Genomic DNA, 16,180 nt, shown 5'->3' with positions numbered 1-16,180 from the left:
TTTCGCAATGACAGACAAAATCAACAAAAATGAACTATTACAGTCTACACCATAAGTCGCCAATATCAACTTTTAAAAATGCAGTTGTAGAAGGCTTAGCAAAAGATAGAGGAATTTATTTTCCAGACAACATTCAACAACTTTCAAAAGACTTTATTGAAAACATTTCTGATTATTCAAACCATGAAATTGCGTATGAAGTAATTAAACAGTTTGTAGGTGATGAAATTCCGGCTGAAAAATTAAAAGAGATTGTTGCAAAAACAGTTTCTTTCGATTTTCCTTTGGTAAAGGTTGATGATAATATTGCTTCTTTAGAATTGTTTCATGGGCCAACCATGGCCTTTAAAGATGTTGGTGCTAAATTTATGGCACAATGTTTAGAATATTTCAATAAAGATAATGACGATGAAGTTACTGTTTTAGTAGCTACTTCTGGAGATACTGGTGGCGCCGTTGCTAACGGATTTTTAGGTGCAAAAGGCGTAAATGTTGTTATTTTATATCCGTCAGGAAAAGTAAGTGACATTCAAGAAAAACAATTAACAACTTTAGGTCAGAATATTACTGCCTTAGAAGTTGATGGCGTTTTTGACGATTGCCAAGACATGGTAAAAACTGCTTTTTTAGATGAAGAAATCACAAGGACATTAACTTCTGCCAACTCTATAAATGTTGCGCGTTGGTTACCACAAATGTTTTACTTTTTCTTTGCCTATAAAGAATTACACAAAAAACACAAAGATTTAATCTTTTCTGTACCAAGTGGAAACTTTGGTAATATCTGTGCAGGTATTATGGCTCAAAAATTAGGATTACCTATTAAACACTTTATAGCATCTACAAATGTAAATGATACCGTACCTAATTATTTAGTAGACGGAGTTTACAAACCAAAACCATCTAAAGCAACTATTTCTAACGCTATGGATGTTGGTAACCCAAGTAACTTTATCAGAATACAAGAATTATTCAATAATGACTTAGAAGCCCTTAAAAGCGCTTTTTCTTCGTATAGTTTTTCTGATGATGAAACTCGCGCTACTATGAAAGAAATTTACAACAATTCTGGTTATGTTGCAGATCCTCATGGAGCTGTTGGTTATTTAGGATTAAAAAAGCATGGATTAAAAGAAAACGAATTTGGGGTTTTCTTAGAAACCGCACATCCCGTAAAATTTTTAGATGTTGTAGAAGAAACGCTACCTGTAAAAGTAGAAATACCGGAACAGATTAAAAAGGTAATCAATAATAAAAAAGTAGCTTTTAAAGCATCAACTTATCAAGATTTAAAGGATTTCTTACTAAAAAAATAAGACATCAAAACTTTTATAAAAACAAAAAAAACCTAACAATTAAAATTGTTAGGTTTTTTTTATTGAAATATTGATTTGAAAAATAAATTAACAATCTCTTCAAGAAATGAAAATAGTAAAGTATAACTAAGAAAAGCTACACAATTACCGACACACAAAACTCTATAAAATAAAAAACATCTGAAAATCTAACGATTAACAGATGTTTAAGTTGGCCTACAAGGACTCGAACCTTGAATGTCGGTACCAAAAACCGGTGTGTTACCAATTACACCATAGGCCAATACTCTAATGCGGGTGCAAATTTAAACCTTTATTTAGAACTTGCAAACATTTTTTTATTTTTTTTTTACATTTAACAAACATTTAAGATGAAATTATCACTTATAAAAGCACTTCTCAACTATTTTTATTCATATTTATTAGTAAATTCGCCACAACTTATTAAAAGACTATGACATCAGCAAATTTTAAAAAATGGAACATCATCTTAGGATGGGCTACATTTGTAATTGCTTTAATTACATATACGCTAACCTTAGAGCCAACTGTGAGTGCTTGGGATTGTGGAGAATACATATCTACATCCGTTAAACTAGAAGTAGGTCACCCACCAGGAGCTCCATTATTTCAAATGTTAGGTGCCTTTTTTGCGATGTTTACGTCTAATTTAGACCAAATTGCTAAAATGGTAAACTTTATGTCTGCCTTGGCGAGTGCATTTACGATTTTGTTTATGTTTTGGACAATTACCAACTTAGCAAAAAAACTAGCTTTAAAAACAGGTGAAATTTCCGAAGGAAAATACATTGCCATTTTAGGAAGTTCTATTGTAGGCTCTTTAGCATATACGTTTTCAGATAGTTTTTGGTTTAGTGCCGTAGAGGGTGAAGTATATGCAATGTCATCATTTTTAATGGCTTTATTATTCTGGTTAGGTTTAAAATGGGAAAGCGAAATACATACTGCTAGAGGAAACAAATGGTTAATTCTAATTAGTTTTGTTGTTGGTTTATCATTCGGAGTACACATTCTTTCATTATTGGTAATACCTGCCATTGTAATGCTATATTTCTTTAGAACATATAAAGAAATCAACTTAAAAACAACTGCAATTGCAACTGTAATTTCTGTAATTGCGTTAATGTTTGTTTTTAAATTCTTATTCCCGTTTACCTTAAAATTCTTTAGTGCTTCTGAGTTGTTTTTTATCAATTCTATAGGAATGCCTTATAACTCTGGAAGTATTATAGCTGCCTTAATTTTAGTAGCATTATTCTATTTCGGATTAAATTTTACACGCAAAAAAAACAAAATACACGCAAATACTTTAATACTTTCTGTATTGTTTATTATGATTGGTTTTTCTTCTTGGATGATGCTACCAATTAGAGCAAATGCAAATACTACTATTAACGAGAACAATCCTTCTAGTGCTCGTGAATTATTAGCTTATTATGATCGTGAACAATATGGTGATGCCAATGTTTTTTATGACACGTATTACTCTAATGCATACGAAAGAACACAAGATGCGAACAAGCCTTACAAAGACGATAAACCTAAGTATGAGAAAAGAAACGGTAAATACGAAATTGTAAACAACTACAAAGGCGTAGTACCAAATTGGTCTGATAAACACAAAGGTTTTATACCTAGAATGGTGAATTCTGCATCAGAAAAAATGTACAAATCTATTGCCGGAATTCCGCAAAACAGTAAACGTAGACCCACATTTGCAGAAAACATTAAGTTTATGATGAGCTACCAATTTGGCTACATGTACGGACGCTATTTTATGTGGAACTTTGTAGGAAGACAAAATGATATTCAAGGAAACTTAGATGTCTTTAATGGAAATTGGCTTAGCGGAATTAATGCCATTGATGAAGTTCGATTAGGTTCTCAAAAAGACCTTCCATCACAAGGACTAAACAATAAAGGAAGAAACAAATATTACTTTTTACCTTTAATTTTAGGAATTATAGGATTGCTTTACCAAATTAAATGGGATAAAAAGAATTTCTTTACACTTTTCTTATTCTTTGCTTTTACGGGTTTTGCTATTATTTTTTACACAAATCCAAGGCCTTTTGAACCAAGAGAAAGAGATTATGCTGTTGTAGGAAGTTTTTACATTTTTGCCATCTGGATTGGTTTTGGCGTACTTGCTTTATATGAATATTTAAAGAATTTTGCGAATAAAAAAATGGTTGCGATTGCAGTTTCTTTAGTTTCTCTTTTAGCCGTACCAACCTTAATGGCTTCTCAAAACTGGGACGATCATGACAGATCTAATAGATACACAACACATTTAAATGCACAAGCGTATTTAGAAAGTTGTGATGAAAACGCCATCATGTTTACCATTGGAGATAATGATACATTCCCACTATGGTATATGCAAGAAGTAGAAGGCATTAGAACAGATGTTAAACTGGTAAACACCTCTCTTTTTGCAACCGACTGGTACATAGATCAGATGAAACGAGCTACGTATAAAGCGGCTCCTATTCCATCTCAATTAAAACATGATCAATATAAATACGGAACTTTAGACGTTGCTTATTCAATGGATCATCCTCGTTTTAAAGATTCCGTAATGACCATTAAAAACTTTATGCGTTGGATTGCTTCTGATAGTGATGCGACGTATGTTGAAACAGAAAACGGTCAGAAAGAAAAGTTTTATCCAACTAATAAAATTAGAATTCCTGTTAACAAACAAAAAGTATTAGAAAACGGAATTGTTGCTCAAAAGGATGCCGATAAAATTGTGCCTTATATTGATATTACTATTGATGATAGAGCCTTGTTTAAAAATAGAATTTTAATGTTAGATATTCTTGCCAATAATAACTGGGAAAGACCTATTTACTTTACAGGTGGTGCAAATGCTGCCGAAGAATATCTTTGGTTAAAAGATTACTTACAATTAGATGGATTAGCTTATAAATTAGTACCTATTAAAACACCAATGGCTAAAAAGAGTTTGTTTGACATGGGAAGAATCGACCCAGAGAAAATGTATACAAACATTCAGAAATGGAATTGGAGAAATATTAATGACGGTAAAATCTATTTAGACGAACAAACTAAAAGAAATTCTATTTCTTTACGTAATAGCTTACTGCGTTTATCTGAAGCTTTCGGTAAAAAAGGTGATACTGTAAAAGCATTAGAAATTTTAGATTTATCTCTAGATAAAATGCCAATTAAAGACTTTGATCACTATAGCTTATCTTTAGGGTATCCAGAAGCTTACTATCACTTAAAAGACTCTAAAAAAGCAAGAGAAACATCTAGAGTTTTAATTGATTTATTTAAAGAAAAACTACTTTGGCTAAGTACTTTCTCTAAAGAAGATACAGAACTTATTTTTGACGACATAGACACAACCTTGTACATGTACAGAAACATTATTAGTCAGGCTGAAGCCGGAGAGGTTGACAAAGAATATTTAGATGCTTTACAAAACGAATTTATAGACATTGTAAAGCTCTTTAATCACCTCATTCCTGATGAAGAATAATAGTTTATAAATGAAAAGTTATTTCCCCAGAACGCCACGTTTTATTATGAGATTATTCTCTAAATATACGTGGCGTTTTAACGCCCACAAAAAAGAAATTTTTCTAACTTTTGATGATGGACCAACCCCAGAAGTAACCCAATTTGTTTTAGCCGAATTACAAAAATACAACGCAAAAGCCACCTTTTTTTGTATTGGAAAAAACATACAAAATCATCCTGAAATTTTTAAGGATATAATTACAAATGGGCATGCTATAGGAAACCATACGCAAAACCACTTAAAAGGTTGGAAAAACAAAACCGCAACTTATGTTGAAAATGTTTTAGAATGCGAGAAAACAATTGAACAATTTAAAAAACCAGAATATTCAAAACTTAAAACTCAAAACTTAAAACTTTTCAGACCACCTTACGGAAAGATAAAAAAAGCACAAGCTAAAGAACTCATAAAAAGAGGCTATAAAATTATTATGTGGAGTGTTTTATCTGCTGATTTTGACACAACAATTTCTAATGAAAAATGTTTAGAAAATGTTTTAAAAAACACCAAATCAGGTAATATTATTGTTTTTCATGATAGTGTTAAAGCTGCCGAAAGAATGCAATACGCATTACCAAAAGTATTAAAACATTTTTCTGATAAAGGGTTTGTTTTTAAGTCGATATAGAAATTACAGAATGTCATTTCGAATGAACTTTTTAACACTTCAACAAACTCAGTGTGACATTGTAAATTTTCATTAATATTACTATTCAATATATTAGTTTGAGCTTACCGAAGACTTTATGGCTTCTTATCTATTTAATTGTTTTTTCCCTTTGTTATTACTGTGAAAACAGGAATCCATACTTACTTTGCTATAGATTCCTGCCTACGCAGGAATGACAATTAGTTGCTAAAATCATTTTACACAAAATCTACTTTATAATAACATAGTATATTTTACTATAAGTAGCCAATAAAACGCCCAAATTGTCATTTCAAAATAAGCTTTTTGCGATTGAGAAATCTTATAATTTTCCTTCATTTTAATAATCGCATCTCGATACTAATTTCATAAAAAAATGAAATACACTCGATTTGACAGTAAGCGAAAATAGAGATTGCTTCGTGCCTCGCAATGACGGATCGTTTTTTTATACTACCAACCAAATAGAAACACAGAAAACATAATGTATTTTCTTTTAAAAAGGTAAATAACACTCCAAATGTCATTTCTAAATGAGCTTTTCGCGATTGAGAAATCTTATAACTTTCCTTAATTTTAAGGATCGCATCTCGATACTAATTTCATAAAAAATAAAATTCACTCGATGTGAAAAAAAGTGAAAATAGAGATTGCTTCGTGCCTCGCAATGACAAAGGTTAGCAAACAAACTCTAGCCCTGATTGAACCTTTCGACAATGCTCAAGACAGGCTATCTGTTTGAGCTCTTTTTACTGTCAGTTCGAGTGAATTTTGAAGAATGAAAAATTTGTATCGAGAACAGAAGTAAAAAAAGCGAGTAGTGAAAGCAGGAAATAGCTTCTAAAAAAATTAAAGGTATTCTTGTATCAAACCAATTAAGGTATTTGCGTCTTGCAAACCAGTTTGACGCCATTTCATTTGGCCATTTTTATAGATCATAAAAGTAGGGTTTCCCTTTACTCGCAAAGCATCTGCCAGTAGTTCATTCTTTTTAATATCTATCTTAATTACTTTGGCTTTTTCACCCAATGCAGCAGCTACATCTCTTAGGGTATGTACTGAGTTATCTGCATCATTCCAATCTGTATAAAAGTCGATTAAAACAGGTTTTTCAGTACTAATTATATCACCAAATTTTGCCATAATATAAATTTTTTTAAAGAGGGAAAATGTGTAAATATCTATTTGTAACTACACAAATATAAAGAAAAGTAATTAAATGGTCTGATTATCAAGCTTTCTTCAATTCTATCACCGTAATTTCTGGCCAAATTCCTACTCTTCCCGGAAATGCATGATACCCAAAACCTCGGTTTACATTAATATATCTACCGTATTCTTCGTACAAACCTGCCCATTGTTTGTACACATATTTAGAAGGACTCCATTTTAACCAACCCGGAATTTCGATACCCATTTGCAAACCATGTGTATGTCCACTTAAAGTAAGCTGATAATTAAAAGGATCTTCTTTTACTTTATACTCCCAATGACTTGGATCGTGAGACATTAATATTTTAAAATCTTCTTTTTTGATGTTTGCAGAGGCTTTTGCCAAATCGCCTGCTTGGTTAAATCCTTTCCCCCAATTTTCTACACCTACTAAAGCAATTTTTTGTCCGTCTTTTTCTAAATAACGATGCTCATCTAGCAATAAATCGAATCCTATTTTTTGATGAATGTCTTTTACTTTTTGAAAGTTATCTATTTTGTCTTGCGGATTCTCCCAATCCATATAATCGCCATAATCATGGTTTCCTAGAATAGAAAATTTGCCTTCCTTTGCCTCTAGCTTATCAAAAACATCCATCCAATTGTCCATTTCATCGGCTTTGTTATTTACAATATCTCCTGTAAACAACATGATATCCGATTTTTGCTGATTGATTAAATCTACTCCGTATTGTATTTTCTCTTTATTAGTAAAACTCCCAGAATGAATATCGGAAATTTGAGTGATTGTAAATCCATCGAAAGCATCAGGTAAATCTTTAAAACTCAATTGATATTTTAAAACTTTGTAATTGTATTTTCCTTGAATAATTCCGTAAATAAAAGCTGCAAAAGGTATTGACGCCAAACCTAAAGCTAATTGAGAAATAAACTTTCTTCTACCTGCCAAAGCTTTTGTTTCTCCGCTAGAAACGGCAGAAAATAATTTTAACACCCAACGATATGCATCTTCTCCAAAAAGTAATATGATAATAACAAGTTTAGGTATAGAAACAGTTAACAACAACCCCATTGCCATTTGAAACTGTGGCGTTTGCCCCTCGCTTCTAGAATAGGTTATAATGTTTACAAAAAAATTAATATAAACCGCAATGCTTACTAATAGAAAGGAATAACGAACTATTTTACTTTTAGAAACCGTTTTAAATGCTTGAAATGTATAAATTTCTACAAGTACAATAACAATTGTTAATATGATTAAAGGAAAAACCCAACGTGGCATAGTTCTATTTTAAAATGTTCGCAAAGATAACTGTTTAAATATCGAATGGATTTTAACGTCTTGTTAAAGTTTTGTACCTTTCTCGAATCTCAAAAAACACTATTTTTGAGGTCAATTTATCATCATTTAAACCACAAAACCAATATAATGTCAGATCAAAAAAGAGTTTTTTTAGTGGATGCTTTTGCATTAATCTTTAGAGGATATTATGCTTTTATAAAGAACCCAAGAATCAATTCTAAAGGATTGGATACTTCTGCAATTATGGGGTTTATGAATTCTCTTTTAGACGTTATTAAGCGTGAAAGACCAGATCATTTAGCGGTTTGTTTTGATAAAGGCGGAAGTGTGGACAGAGTAGAAATGTTTGAAGCTTACAAAGCCAACCGAGATGAAACTCCGGAAGCCATTAAGTTAGCTATACCTTATATACAAGAAATTTTAAAAGCCATGCACATCCCTATCATGGTTAAAGAAGGTTTTGAGGCTGATGATGTTATTGGAACCCTTTCTAAACAAGCAGAAAAAGAAGGCTACAAAACCTATATGGTAACGCCTGATAAAGATTTTGCGCAACTAGTTTCTGAAAATATCTTTATGTATAAACCTCGTTTTGGTGGTGGTTACGATATTTGGGGAGTAGATGAAGTAAAAGAAAAATTTGGTGTAGAAACCCCAGAACAAGTAATTGATTTTTTGGGAATGATGGGAGATTCTGCTGATAATATTCCAGGTTTACCAGGTGTTGGAGAAAAAACAGCTAAGAAATTTTTAGCTGCTTACGGTTCTATGGAAAACCTGTTAGCAAATACCCATGAGCTAAAAGGAAAAATGAAAGAGAAAATAGAAGCAAACGGAGAATTAGGTTTGCTTTCTAAACAATTGGCAACAATTATGTTGGATGTTCCGGTAACTTTTGATGCCAAAGACTTTGAATTAGACCAACCAGATAAAGAAAAAGTAACAGAACTTTTTAACGAATTAGAATTCAGAAATTTATTAACGAATTTCTTACGAACTTTTGCTGTTGAAAATGCTGAAAAATCAAATTCTGTAGAGGATAACAAAAACACGGACTCAAGTCCGTTGCAAAGTAAAAAAGCAGCTCCAGAAGGGCAGTTTGATTTATTTGCGGCTCCTGGAAGCGGAAGTGTTTCTGAAGAAGCCATTGCCTCTGGATTTAAAACCATAAAAGATACAAGTCATTTTTACCAACATATAGATTCGCCTTTTGCTAGAAAATTATTACTTAAAAAATTAATGGAACAAACTTCGGTTTGTTTTGATACAGAAACGACGGGTTTAAAAGCTTTAGAAGTAGAATTAATAGGTATTGCTTTTTCTTACGAAGTTGGTAAAGGATATTATGTTTCGTTCCCAGAAGATCAAGAAGAAACAAAAGCAATTTTAGAAGAGTTTAGACCGTTTTTTACATCCGAAGGAATCGAGAAAATTGGGCATAATTTAAAATATGATATCAAGGTTTTATCCAATTATGATATGCCTGTAAAAGGGAAGTTATTTGATACCATGATTGCGCATTATTTGATCAATCCAGATATGCGTCATAACATGGATATGCTGGCAGAAACGTATTTAAATTACCAACCGGTTTCTATTACAGAATTGATTGGTAAAAAAGGAAAAAATCAACTTTCTATGCGTGTTGTTCCGCTTGCAGACCAAACAGAATATGCCGTAGAAGATGCAGATATTACGTTTCAGTTAAAACAATTGTTTACAAGCGAATTAGAAAGCGGAAATGTAACCAATCTTTTTAATGATATAGAAACGCCTTTAGTTTCGGTATTAACTGCCATGGAAATTGAGGGAATTAACATTAATATCGATTTCTTAAGAGAGTTATCTGTTGCCTTAACAGATGATATTGATAGACTAGAAAAAAATATTTACGAGCAAGCAGGTGAAGAATTTAATATTGCTTCTCCTAAACAATTAGGAATTGTTTTGTTCGAAAAAATGGAGTTGGTTAAGAAACCTAAAAAAACAAAAACGGGTCAGTATAAAACAGGAGAAGATATTTTATCTTTCTTAGCAAAAGACCATAAAATTATTAGAGATATTCAAGAATATCGTCAGTATAAAAAATTACAAAGTACATATGTAGATGCATTGCCAAATGAAGTGAATCCGAAAACAGGAAGAATTCATACGGAATATATGCAAGCGGTTGCTGCAACGGGAAGATTGAGTTCTAACAACCCAAATTTACAGAACATACCTATTAGAACAGAACGTGGTAAAGAGGTTAGAAAATCGTTTATACCTAGAGATGAAAACTACGTGTTGTTAGCGGCCGATTATTCTCAAATAGAATTACGAATTATAGCAGCTTTAAGTGAAGAGGAAAACATGATTGAAGCCTTTAAAAACGGTGAAGATATTCACGCTTCTACCGCTGCTAAAGTTTTTAATGTTCCTTTAAATGAAGTGACTCGTGAGCAAAGAAGTAACGCTAAAACAGTCAATTTCGGAATTATTTATGGTGTTTCTGCTTTCGGATTAAGCAATCAAACAGATTTATCTAGAAGCGAAGCCAAAGAACTAATTGACACCTATTACGAAACGTATCCGAAGTTAAAGGCATACATGTCTGCACAAGTAGATTTTGCAAGAGAGCATGGTTATGTAGAAACGGTTTTAAACAGACGTAGATACCTAAAAGATATCAATTCTAGAAACGCTATGGTTAGAAGTGGCGCAGAAAGAAATGCGGTAAACGCACCGATACAAGGTTCTGCAGCAGACATTATAAAGTTAGCCATGATTCATATTCATAACCGCTTTGAAAAAGAAGGCTTTAAATCTAAAATGTTATTGCAAGTGCATGATGAATTGGTTTTTGATGCGCATAAAGACGAATTAGAAATTATTAGACCGATTATAAAAGACGAAATGGAAAATGCTTTTAAAATGAGTGTTCCTTTAGATGTTGAAGTTGGAATTGGAGAAAATTGGCTACAAGCGCATTAAATATAAAAAATGGAATTAGATTATATTGAAAATATAGATGGTCACGATCAAAATATTGTACGACTTTACAATTTTGATAAAGAAGAAGCAATTCTTTTTAGAGACTTATTGGTAGATACTGTTATTGATAAAAAACAAAAGTTAAATTTAGCACAGGTAGATTTTATTACGCCACGTAATTGCAATTTAATTTTCGGCCTATTCAAATCTGATGAAGGCATTTTATCCGAAGACAATGAAACTTTTTTCTGCATTCTAACCTTAGATGGTTTTGCAAACATGGCAAGACTTTTAGAGCCTTTTTGTAAAAAAGAATCTAGAGGGTATGAATATTTATATGATATTGACAACCCTACAGATTTATTATTTTGCCCAACCGCTACTTATGATGATGAGGATGATGAGCCTGAAGACGAAATAGAGTTTTAAAAAAAATCCCTTTCTAAATCGATAATTCTTATCAATTTAGAAAGGGAAAAACCAACAACTTAACTTAGTAATCTCTTTTTTACTGTATATCTGTTTTTAATCATAATTAAAAAATCTGCGATTATTTGCGTAATCTACGAGACATATAAAGTCGTAATTAGGAGATCATCCCACTGATTTCCGCAGAGGAAAAATAATTATTTTTTATCATAAAAAATTGCGGTGCCACTATATTGTTATATTTTTTAGATTCATGATGTTTTACAGACAATCAATCTCTTTTATTTTAACAATTCAGGATGGCTAAGAATTAATTCTATTTTTTTAATAATTACCGTAATTTCATTCATTTGCGCTTCTATATTTCTAAAATAAAGACTAATATCTCTATTTACCCAACTTTCTGAAATAACTCTTGCCCCCAAACTAATTCTTAAAACAGCACTTTGTAAATCATTTCCGTATTTTACATTTACCGCTTGCCCAATATGACATTTTTGAGCAGCAAGTCTAATAATTTTTAAAGAAGACCCTTCAAACTGTTTCGATAAATCAGAATTTAACAATACATACAGTTTTTTTACATTGTCTACAGACAACACTTCTTTGTTTTTAAGGATGAAAAAAGGAAAAATGGTACGGATATTTCTAATTCCGAATTCTTTATTATCGTACTTATTTTCATTTGCTTCATCACAAAGAGCTTCTAAAAAAGTAGCTTCTTTTATAGAATCTTCAACAAAATTGCAAAACATTTCAATTCCCATATTTCTATATAAAATTGGTGTTTTGTAATATCTGTCCATCTCTACAATCGCTGCTTTCCAACGCATATAAGAACCAATATTAAAGCCTTCGGATAACTCTTTAGAACACACCCAAGACACTGGCCAATCTGAATGATTGTAATATTTGGTTAATCCCTTTGGCAAGGTGTTTTTGGCAGTTTCGATTAATTTACTAACTGTTTCAGGAAAAATTAAAGCTCCTGAGTAAGGAGGCCCTGTAAAATATTTACTTCCCGTTATACTAACAATATATCCTTTACTTAAATAACTTTTTAAATCTGCAGGATCTAATCTAAGTTGGGCAGCATCAATAAGAACTTGTATTGATAAATCTTTTAAAGTACTTAATTTATCCATCATATTTTCACTAGGCGATTGATACCCTAGCTTAGAATGATCCATCACATGCAATACAATATGACGACCTAATTTATTGGTATCTGAAATGGCTTTAAAAACTTCCTCATCTAATTGTGCCGTTGTTTTTAACTTCCCTTTTTCATCTCTAAAAGGTATTTTAATCAAATCGATATCTCTAAACCCTTCTATTCTTTCTCCTTTTTTAGCAGGATAATTAAGAGCTGTATTGTTTTCAAAATGACAACCTTTTAACGCACCAGCTACACCACTACCTGTTTCATCAGAAGCTACTAAAACATGTGTAATCTCTTTTTCTGTAATAATTTGGGTAATCGCGGCTATTTGAAGCGAAGAATCTGTACCTGACGGAGAAAAAAGTATTTGACAAGCATCATTTAACTTAAATATTTTTTTTAGGTTATTTTTTAATGATTCAGAAAATTCGATAGCCGTCTTCTGAAAACCATTTTTTAAACTATCCTTAATTAATATACTTCTTACTTTATCTGTTTTATCATAAGCAAAATTAGAAACACTTGTTGCGGTAGAAGAAGCAAAAGTAAAAGCTTCTGGTCTCGGAAAAGGTCTGCAACCATATTTATTTAACAAATCTACTTCATCAATATTCAATCTAAAATCTCCACCAGCCATCAATAAATATTCTGTTGGTTTTGCCAGATTATCTATAATCGGTTTCCAAGATTTTTTAAACACTTTATCAGCAACATTTAAACCATGAATAGCTTCTAAAGACTCGTGTTTTAATAAATTCTCTGCATTTAATCCTTGTTCATTTTTAATCAAATCAATTAAAAAATAATCTAAATTTTTTAATTTTTCTTTGTCGTTTTTTGGCAATAATTTATAAAAAATTCTTGTTACTTCTAACGCTGCAATATTACACAATGCCGTACCATGTTTTTCTGCTCCCAAAGCTTTATACCATAGTTGCCATTCTATACCGTATCTTAAATAAACCAACGCTAAAACAGGATTTTTTAAGTATAAAGAACCAATTATAATAGACTTATTAGGCACAATTTTAAAAATACCAGGCTCTGTACTAGACGTAATAATATTTATATTGTTAACTTTAGGTACGGTGTTAAATCTTTTTAAAACATGCACTAGATAATTCACGTTTTCTTTTTCAAATAAAGATGTTCTTTTATATTGATCTTCTATAGGTATATTATTTGTCATAAGTACTTTCATTTAAACGTCCTAAGAACGTTTTTGCTCTTCTAATGAGACTATTTTTCTGATTTTTTAACCAGTAAATAATTCGTTTTTTTGGGAATGTAAAATTCTGAAAAAAAAGGTTTATATTATTAAATAAGTGTAAATTATTTTATTTTTATTAATTTCTAAATTTTTATTTACTACTATTTGTTTAAAATCATGTTATCTACAAACTTGGTTCTGAGTATATTTTCTATAAAACTAGGTATATTCTTTGGCAATCTAGACTGCATATCTGCAAAAACAACATCTGATTTTGCCTTACATAACAAGATGTTTTGTTCGTTTTCAATTTCAAATTGAAAACTAAAACGCACTTTTGGCATTTCTTTAATGGTGGTTTTTATGGTAATCAACTCATCAAAGTGTGCAGGTTTTTTATATTTTATATCAAAAGAAATTACAGGCAGCATTATTTGGTGTTCTTCTAGCTGAATTTCATCTAAATTTAATTTTCTTAACAACTCATTACGTGCCTGATGGCAATAAGTTACATAATTGGCATGATATACGTACCCCATTTTATCTACTTCCCCGTAGCGAGGTCTTAATTGAAATACATCAGTAATCATGACTTGTTTTTTCTAATTTACCAGAACTAAGTTGATGCCCCATCTGAAGCTCTTTAGTATCTAAATAAAATTTATTAAACACATTTGAGGGTATAATTAACGGCACACGTTTTACAACCTGAATACCAATTTCTTCTAAACCAACAATTTTATCTGGATTATTAGTTAACAGATTGACTTTCTGCACACCAAGAGCATTAAGAATATCGGCACCTATTTGATAATTTCTTTCATCGGCAGCAAACCCCAATTCTAAGTTTGCTTCTATAGTGTTTCTACCTAATTCTTGTAATTTATACGCTTTCATCTTATTCATCAAACCAATTCCCCTGCCTTCTTGTTGCAAATACACAATTACACCAACTCCATTTTGCTCAATCATTTTCATGGCCTGCATTAATTGATCTCCACAATCACACCTTAAAGAACCAAACAAATCTCCCGTAGCGCAAGCAGAATGAATACGAGTTAAAACAGGTTTGTTTTTAGTAAAGACTCCTTTTATAAGCGCCATGTGTTCTAACCCTGTTTCTTTTTCTTGAAACGGAATCAATTCAAAATGCCCATATTTAGTAGGCAGCTGCACCCTTTCTCCTTGTACAATTGTAGTTTCTTTATGCGTCATTAAATAAATTTAAAAAATGGAAATTAATATTAGTGACTACAGGCATGTGCATGCCCTTTTTTGTGCTTGCGACTATGTTTTGCACAACTAATACCATTATCGGTAGCATTACCATCAACAAACTCTAATATAACGTCTGCAGAATTACCAGAGCAACCTCTTATAACACCAATACCAGCAACAACTAGTTTACTCATGGCACTATCGCCAATATTACCTGCCAACATAAATGTAACACCTTCCTCTAACAAAACACTAATAATATTAGATTTACACCCACATTTACCGTCGGACTCTAACAGTTTTAAATCTTCAATTTCATTAGCATCAGAAAAGGTATAAATTTCATAAAACTTACAACGTCCGAAATGATCTTCTACTTTATTTTCTTGATTGATGGGTATGGCTATTTTTTTCATAATGATTCATTAATTTTTACAATATTTCTAGAGACACCTTTTTTGCGTCTTCCTTTTCTAAAAGGTCTGTTTTCTGGACTTGCATCCAAATCTGATTTTGTCTTGCGACATTTTCCTAATTTCATTCCTGTTTTTGGACCCAACCCTTCAGGACCTTTTCTATTAAAACTTGGCATCAGTTAATCATTTAAATTTACTAATTCGTTTTTATCATCACTTGGGCAATCACCACATACAGCAGTATCTTTAACACCATCAACTAACTTAAAACAGGTTTTGCATTTGTACCAATCTTTTTCAAATTCAAAATTACCTCCTTTAATAATTATCGATTTTCCTTCTACAAATCCTTGTCCTATTTTTTTTAAAGCACTGTTATAAATTCTAGTCAATGTAGGTCTAGAAACATTCATCTTTTTTGCAGCATCTCCCTGTGAAAGGTTGTCGTAAACAACCAACTTAACAGATTCATATTCCTCATACTGCATGACCACGTGCTCTGTATCACAAAAACGAATTCCAAAAGGCTTAAAACCAAGCATTTTTGGCGGATCTTCAACTTTTCTTTTCTTTTTAGGTCTTGGCATTTCTAAAATTTAATACAAAGATAATGAACCTACGTTCATTATAAAATAAAAAATAAGAGTTTTTTTCAAAAAAAAGAGATCCATACAAACAAAAAGAGAATCTACTTTATTTCTTATCAAATTAAGTAAACCAATTTGTGCTATTTTATCTTTAAATTTGCAGCCTATAA

13 protein-coding genes and 1 tRNA gene are annotated in these 16,180 nt (G+C 31.5%); 5 read left to right on the top strand and 9 right to left on the bottom strand.

Annotation, left to right across the window (positions count from 1 at the left end; all coding sequences use genetic code 11):
• Nucleotides 1-29: 29 nt before the first annotated feature.
• Nucleotides 30-1,316, top strand: a complete 1,287-nt coding sequence (gene thrC, locus WHD07_RS12905; RefSeq protein WP_343328741.1) for a threonine synthase — start codon at nt 30-32, stop codon at nt 1,314-1,316.
• A 211-nt stretch (nt 1,317-1,527) separates the two neighbouring features.
• Here the strand turns inward: thrC and WHD07_RS12900 are convergent.
• Nucleotides 1,528-1,599, bottom strand: a tRNA-Gln gene (locus WHD07_RS12900).
• Between the two features lie 171 nt (nt 1,600-1,770).
• Here WHD07_RS12900 and WHD07_RS12895 point away from each other — a divergent pair.
• Together WHD07_RS12895 and WHD07_RS12890 are read left to right on the top strand one after the other, a co-directional pair.
• Nucleotides 1,771-4,848: a DUF2723 domain-containing protein gene (locus WHD07_RS12895; RefSeq protein WP_343328740.1), complete on the top strand. Its 3,078-nt coding sequence runs from the start codon at nt 1,771-1,773 to the stop codon at nt 4,846-4,848.
• Nucleotides 4,849-4,858: 10 nt separating this feature from the next.
• A complete protein-coding gene (locus tag WHD07_RS12890; RefSeq protein WP_343328739.1) occupies nt 4,859-5,518 on the top strand; it encodes a polysaccharide deacetylase family protein in 660 nt (219 codons plus the stop codon).
• Nucleotides 5,519-6,388: 870 nt separating this feature from the next.
• On the opposite strand, the gene WHD07_RS12885 is transcribed toward WHD07_RS12890, so the two are convergent.
• Nucleotides 6,389-6,682, bottom strand: coding sequence for a thioredoxin family protein (locus WHD07_RS12885; protein WP_343328738.1), 294 nt, complete (start codon nt 6,680-6,682; stop codon nt 6,389-6,391).
• An 88-nt stretch (nt 6,683-6,770) separates the two neighbouring features.
• Complete coding sequence (locus WHD07_RS12880; RefSeq protein ID WP_343328737.1) at nt 6,771-7,994, bottom strand: metallophosphoesterase; 1,224 nt, start codon at nt 7,992-7,994, stop codon at nt 6,771-6,773.
• Nucleotides 7,995-8,141: 147 nt separating this feature from the next.
• On the opposite strand from WHD07_RS12880, the gene polA reads away from it, so the two are divergent.
• Together polA and WHD07_RS12870 are read left to right on the top strand one after the other, a co-directional pair.
• A complete protein-coding gene (polA, locus tag WHD07_RS12875; protein WP_343328736.1) occupies nt 8,142-10,988 on the top strand; it encodes a DNA polymerase I in 2,847 nt (948 codons plus the stop codon).
• Nucleotides 10,989-10,997: 9 nt separating this feature from the next.
• Nucleotides 10,998-11,417 carry a hypothetical protein gene (locus WHD07_RS12870; protein ID WP_343328735.1) on the top strand — a complete coding sequence of 140 codons (420 nt, stop codon included), beginning with the start codon at nt 10,998-11,000 and terminating at the stop codon, nt 11,415-11,417.
• 281 nt (nt 11,418-11,698) lie between these two features.
• On the opposite strand, the gene WHD07_RS12865 is transcribed toward WHD07_RS12870, so the two are convergent.
• From WHD07_RS12865 to WHD07_RS12840, 6 genes are all read right to left on the bottom strand, one after another.
• On the bottom strand, nt 11,699-13,768 hold the full coding sequence (locus WHD07_RS12865) for a hypothetical protein (RefSeq protein WP_343328734.1): 2,070 nt from the start codon (nt 13,766-13,768) through the stop codon (nt 11,699-11,701).
• Nucleotides 13,769-13,950: 182 nt separating this feature from the next.
• Complete coding sequence (locus WHD07_RS12860; protein WP_343328733.1) at nt 13,951-14,379, bottom strand: thioesterase family protein; 429 nt, start codon at nt 14,377-14,379, stop codon at nt 13,951-13,953.
• Complete coding sequence (gene ribA / locus WHD07_RS12855) at nt 14,369-15,004, bottom strand: GTP cyclohydrolase II (protein WP_343328732.1); 636 nt, start codon at nt 15,002-15,004, stop codon at nt 14,369-14,371. Before ribA ends, WHD07_RS12860 begins: the two co-directional genes overlap by 11 nt.
• A 29-nt stretch (nt 15,005-15,033) precedes the next feature.
• Nucleotides 15,034-15,423 carry a NifB/NifX family molybdenum-iron cluster-binding protein gene (locus WHD07_RS12850; RefSeq protein WP_343328731.1) on the bottom strand — a complete coding sequence of 130 codons (390 nt, stop codon included), beginning with the start codon at nt 15,421-15,423 and terminating at the stop codon, nt 15,034-15,036.
• On the bottom strand, nt 15,420-15,599 hold the full coding sequence (locus WHD07_RS12845) for a DUF5320 domain-containing protein (protein WP_343328730.1): 180 nt from the start codon (nt 15,597-15,599) through the stop codon (nt 15,420-15,422). Before WHD07_RS12845 ends, WHD07_RS12850 begins: the two co-directional genes overlap by 4 nt.
• Before the next feature lie 3 nt (nt 15,600-15,602).
• Nucleotides 15,603-16,010: a DUF134 domain-containing protein gene (locus tag WHD07_RS12840; RefSeq protein WP_105049496.1), complete on the bottom strand. Its 408-nt coding sequence runs from the start codon at nt 16,008-16,010 to the stop codon at nt 15,603-15,605.
• Nucleotides 16,011-16,180: the final 170 nt, after the last annotated feature.

This window comes from Polaribacter staleyi (genome assembly GCF_038024045.1).
Lineage (GTDB): Bacteria > Bacteroidota > Bacteroidia > Flavobacteriales > Flavobacteriaceae > Polaribacter > Polaribacter butkevichii.
The sequence above is the reverse complement of the archived record's forward strand: the minus strand, read 5'-3'. Positions and strand labels throughout refer to the sequence as shown.

Excerpts from the sequence above, each read along its gene's own strand:
- thrC (WP_343328741.1), top strand. The coding sequence starts at position 30 with ATGAACTATTACAGTCTACACCATAAGTCGCCAATATCAACTTTTAAA.
- WHD07_RS12895 (WP_343328740.1), top strand. The coding sequence starts at position 1,771 with ATGACATCAGCAAATTTTAAAAAATGGAACATCATCTTAGGATGGGCT.
- WHD07_RS12890 (WP_343328739.1), top strand. The coding sequence starts at position 4,859 with ATGAAAAGTTATTTCCCCAGAACGCCACGTTTTATTATGAGATTATTC.
- WHD07_RS12885 (WP_343328738.1), bottom strand. The coding sequence starts at position 6,682 with ATGGCAAAATTTGGTGATATAATTAGTACTGAAAAACCTGTTTTAATC.
- WHD07_RS12880 (WP_343328737.1), bottom strand. The coding sequence starts at position 7,994 with ATGCCACGTTGGGTTTTTCCTTTAATCATATTAACAATTGTTATTGTA.
- polA (WP_343328736.1), top strand. The coding sequence starts at position 8,142 with ATGTCAGATCAAAAAAGAGTTTTTTTAGTGGATGCTTTTGCATTAATC.
- WHD07_RS12870 (WP_343328735.1), top strand. The coding sequence starts at position 10,998 with ATGGAATTAGATTATATTGAAAATATAGATGGTCACGATCAAAATATT.
- WHD07_RS12865 (WP_343328734.1), bottom strand. The coding sequence starts at position 13,768 with ATGACAAATAATATACCTATAGAAGATCAATATAAAAGAACATCTTTA.
- WHD07_RS12860 (WP_343328733.1), bottom strand. The coding sequence starts at position 14,379 with ATGATTACTGATGTATTTCAATTAAGACCTCGCTACGGGGAAGTAGAT.
- ribA (WP_343328732.1), bottom strand. The coding sequence starts at position 15,004 with ATGACGCATAAAGAAACTACAATTGTACAAGGAGAAAGGGTGCAGCTG.
- WHD07_RS12850 (WP_343328731.1), bottom strand. The coding sequence starts at position 15,423 with ATGAAAAAAATAGCCATACCCATCAATCAAGAAAATAAAGTAGAAGAT.
- WHD07_RS12845 (WP_343328730.1), bottom strand. The coding sequence starts at position 15,599 with ATGCCAAGTTTTAATAGAAAAGGTCCTGAAGGGTTGGGTCCAAAAACA.
- WHD07_RS12840 (WP_105049496.1), bottom strand. The coding sequence starts at position 16,010 with ATGCCAAGACCTAAAAAGAAAAGAAAAGTTGAAGATCCGCCAAAAATG.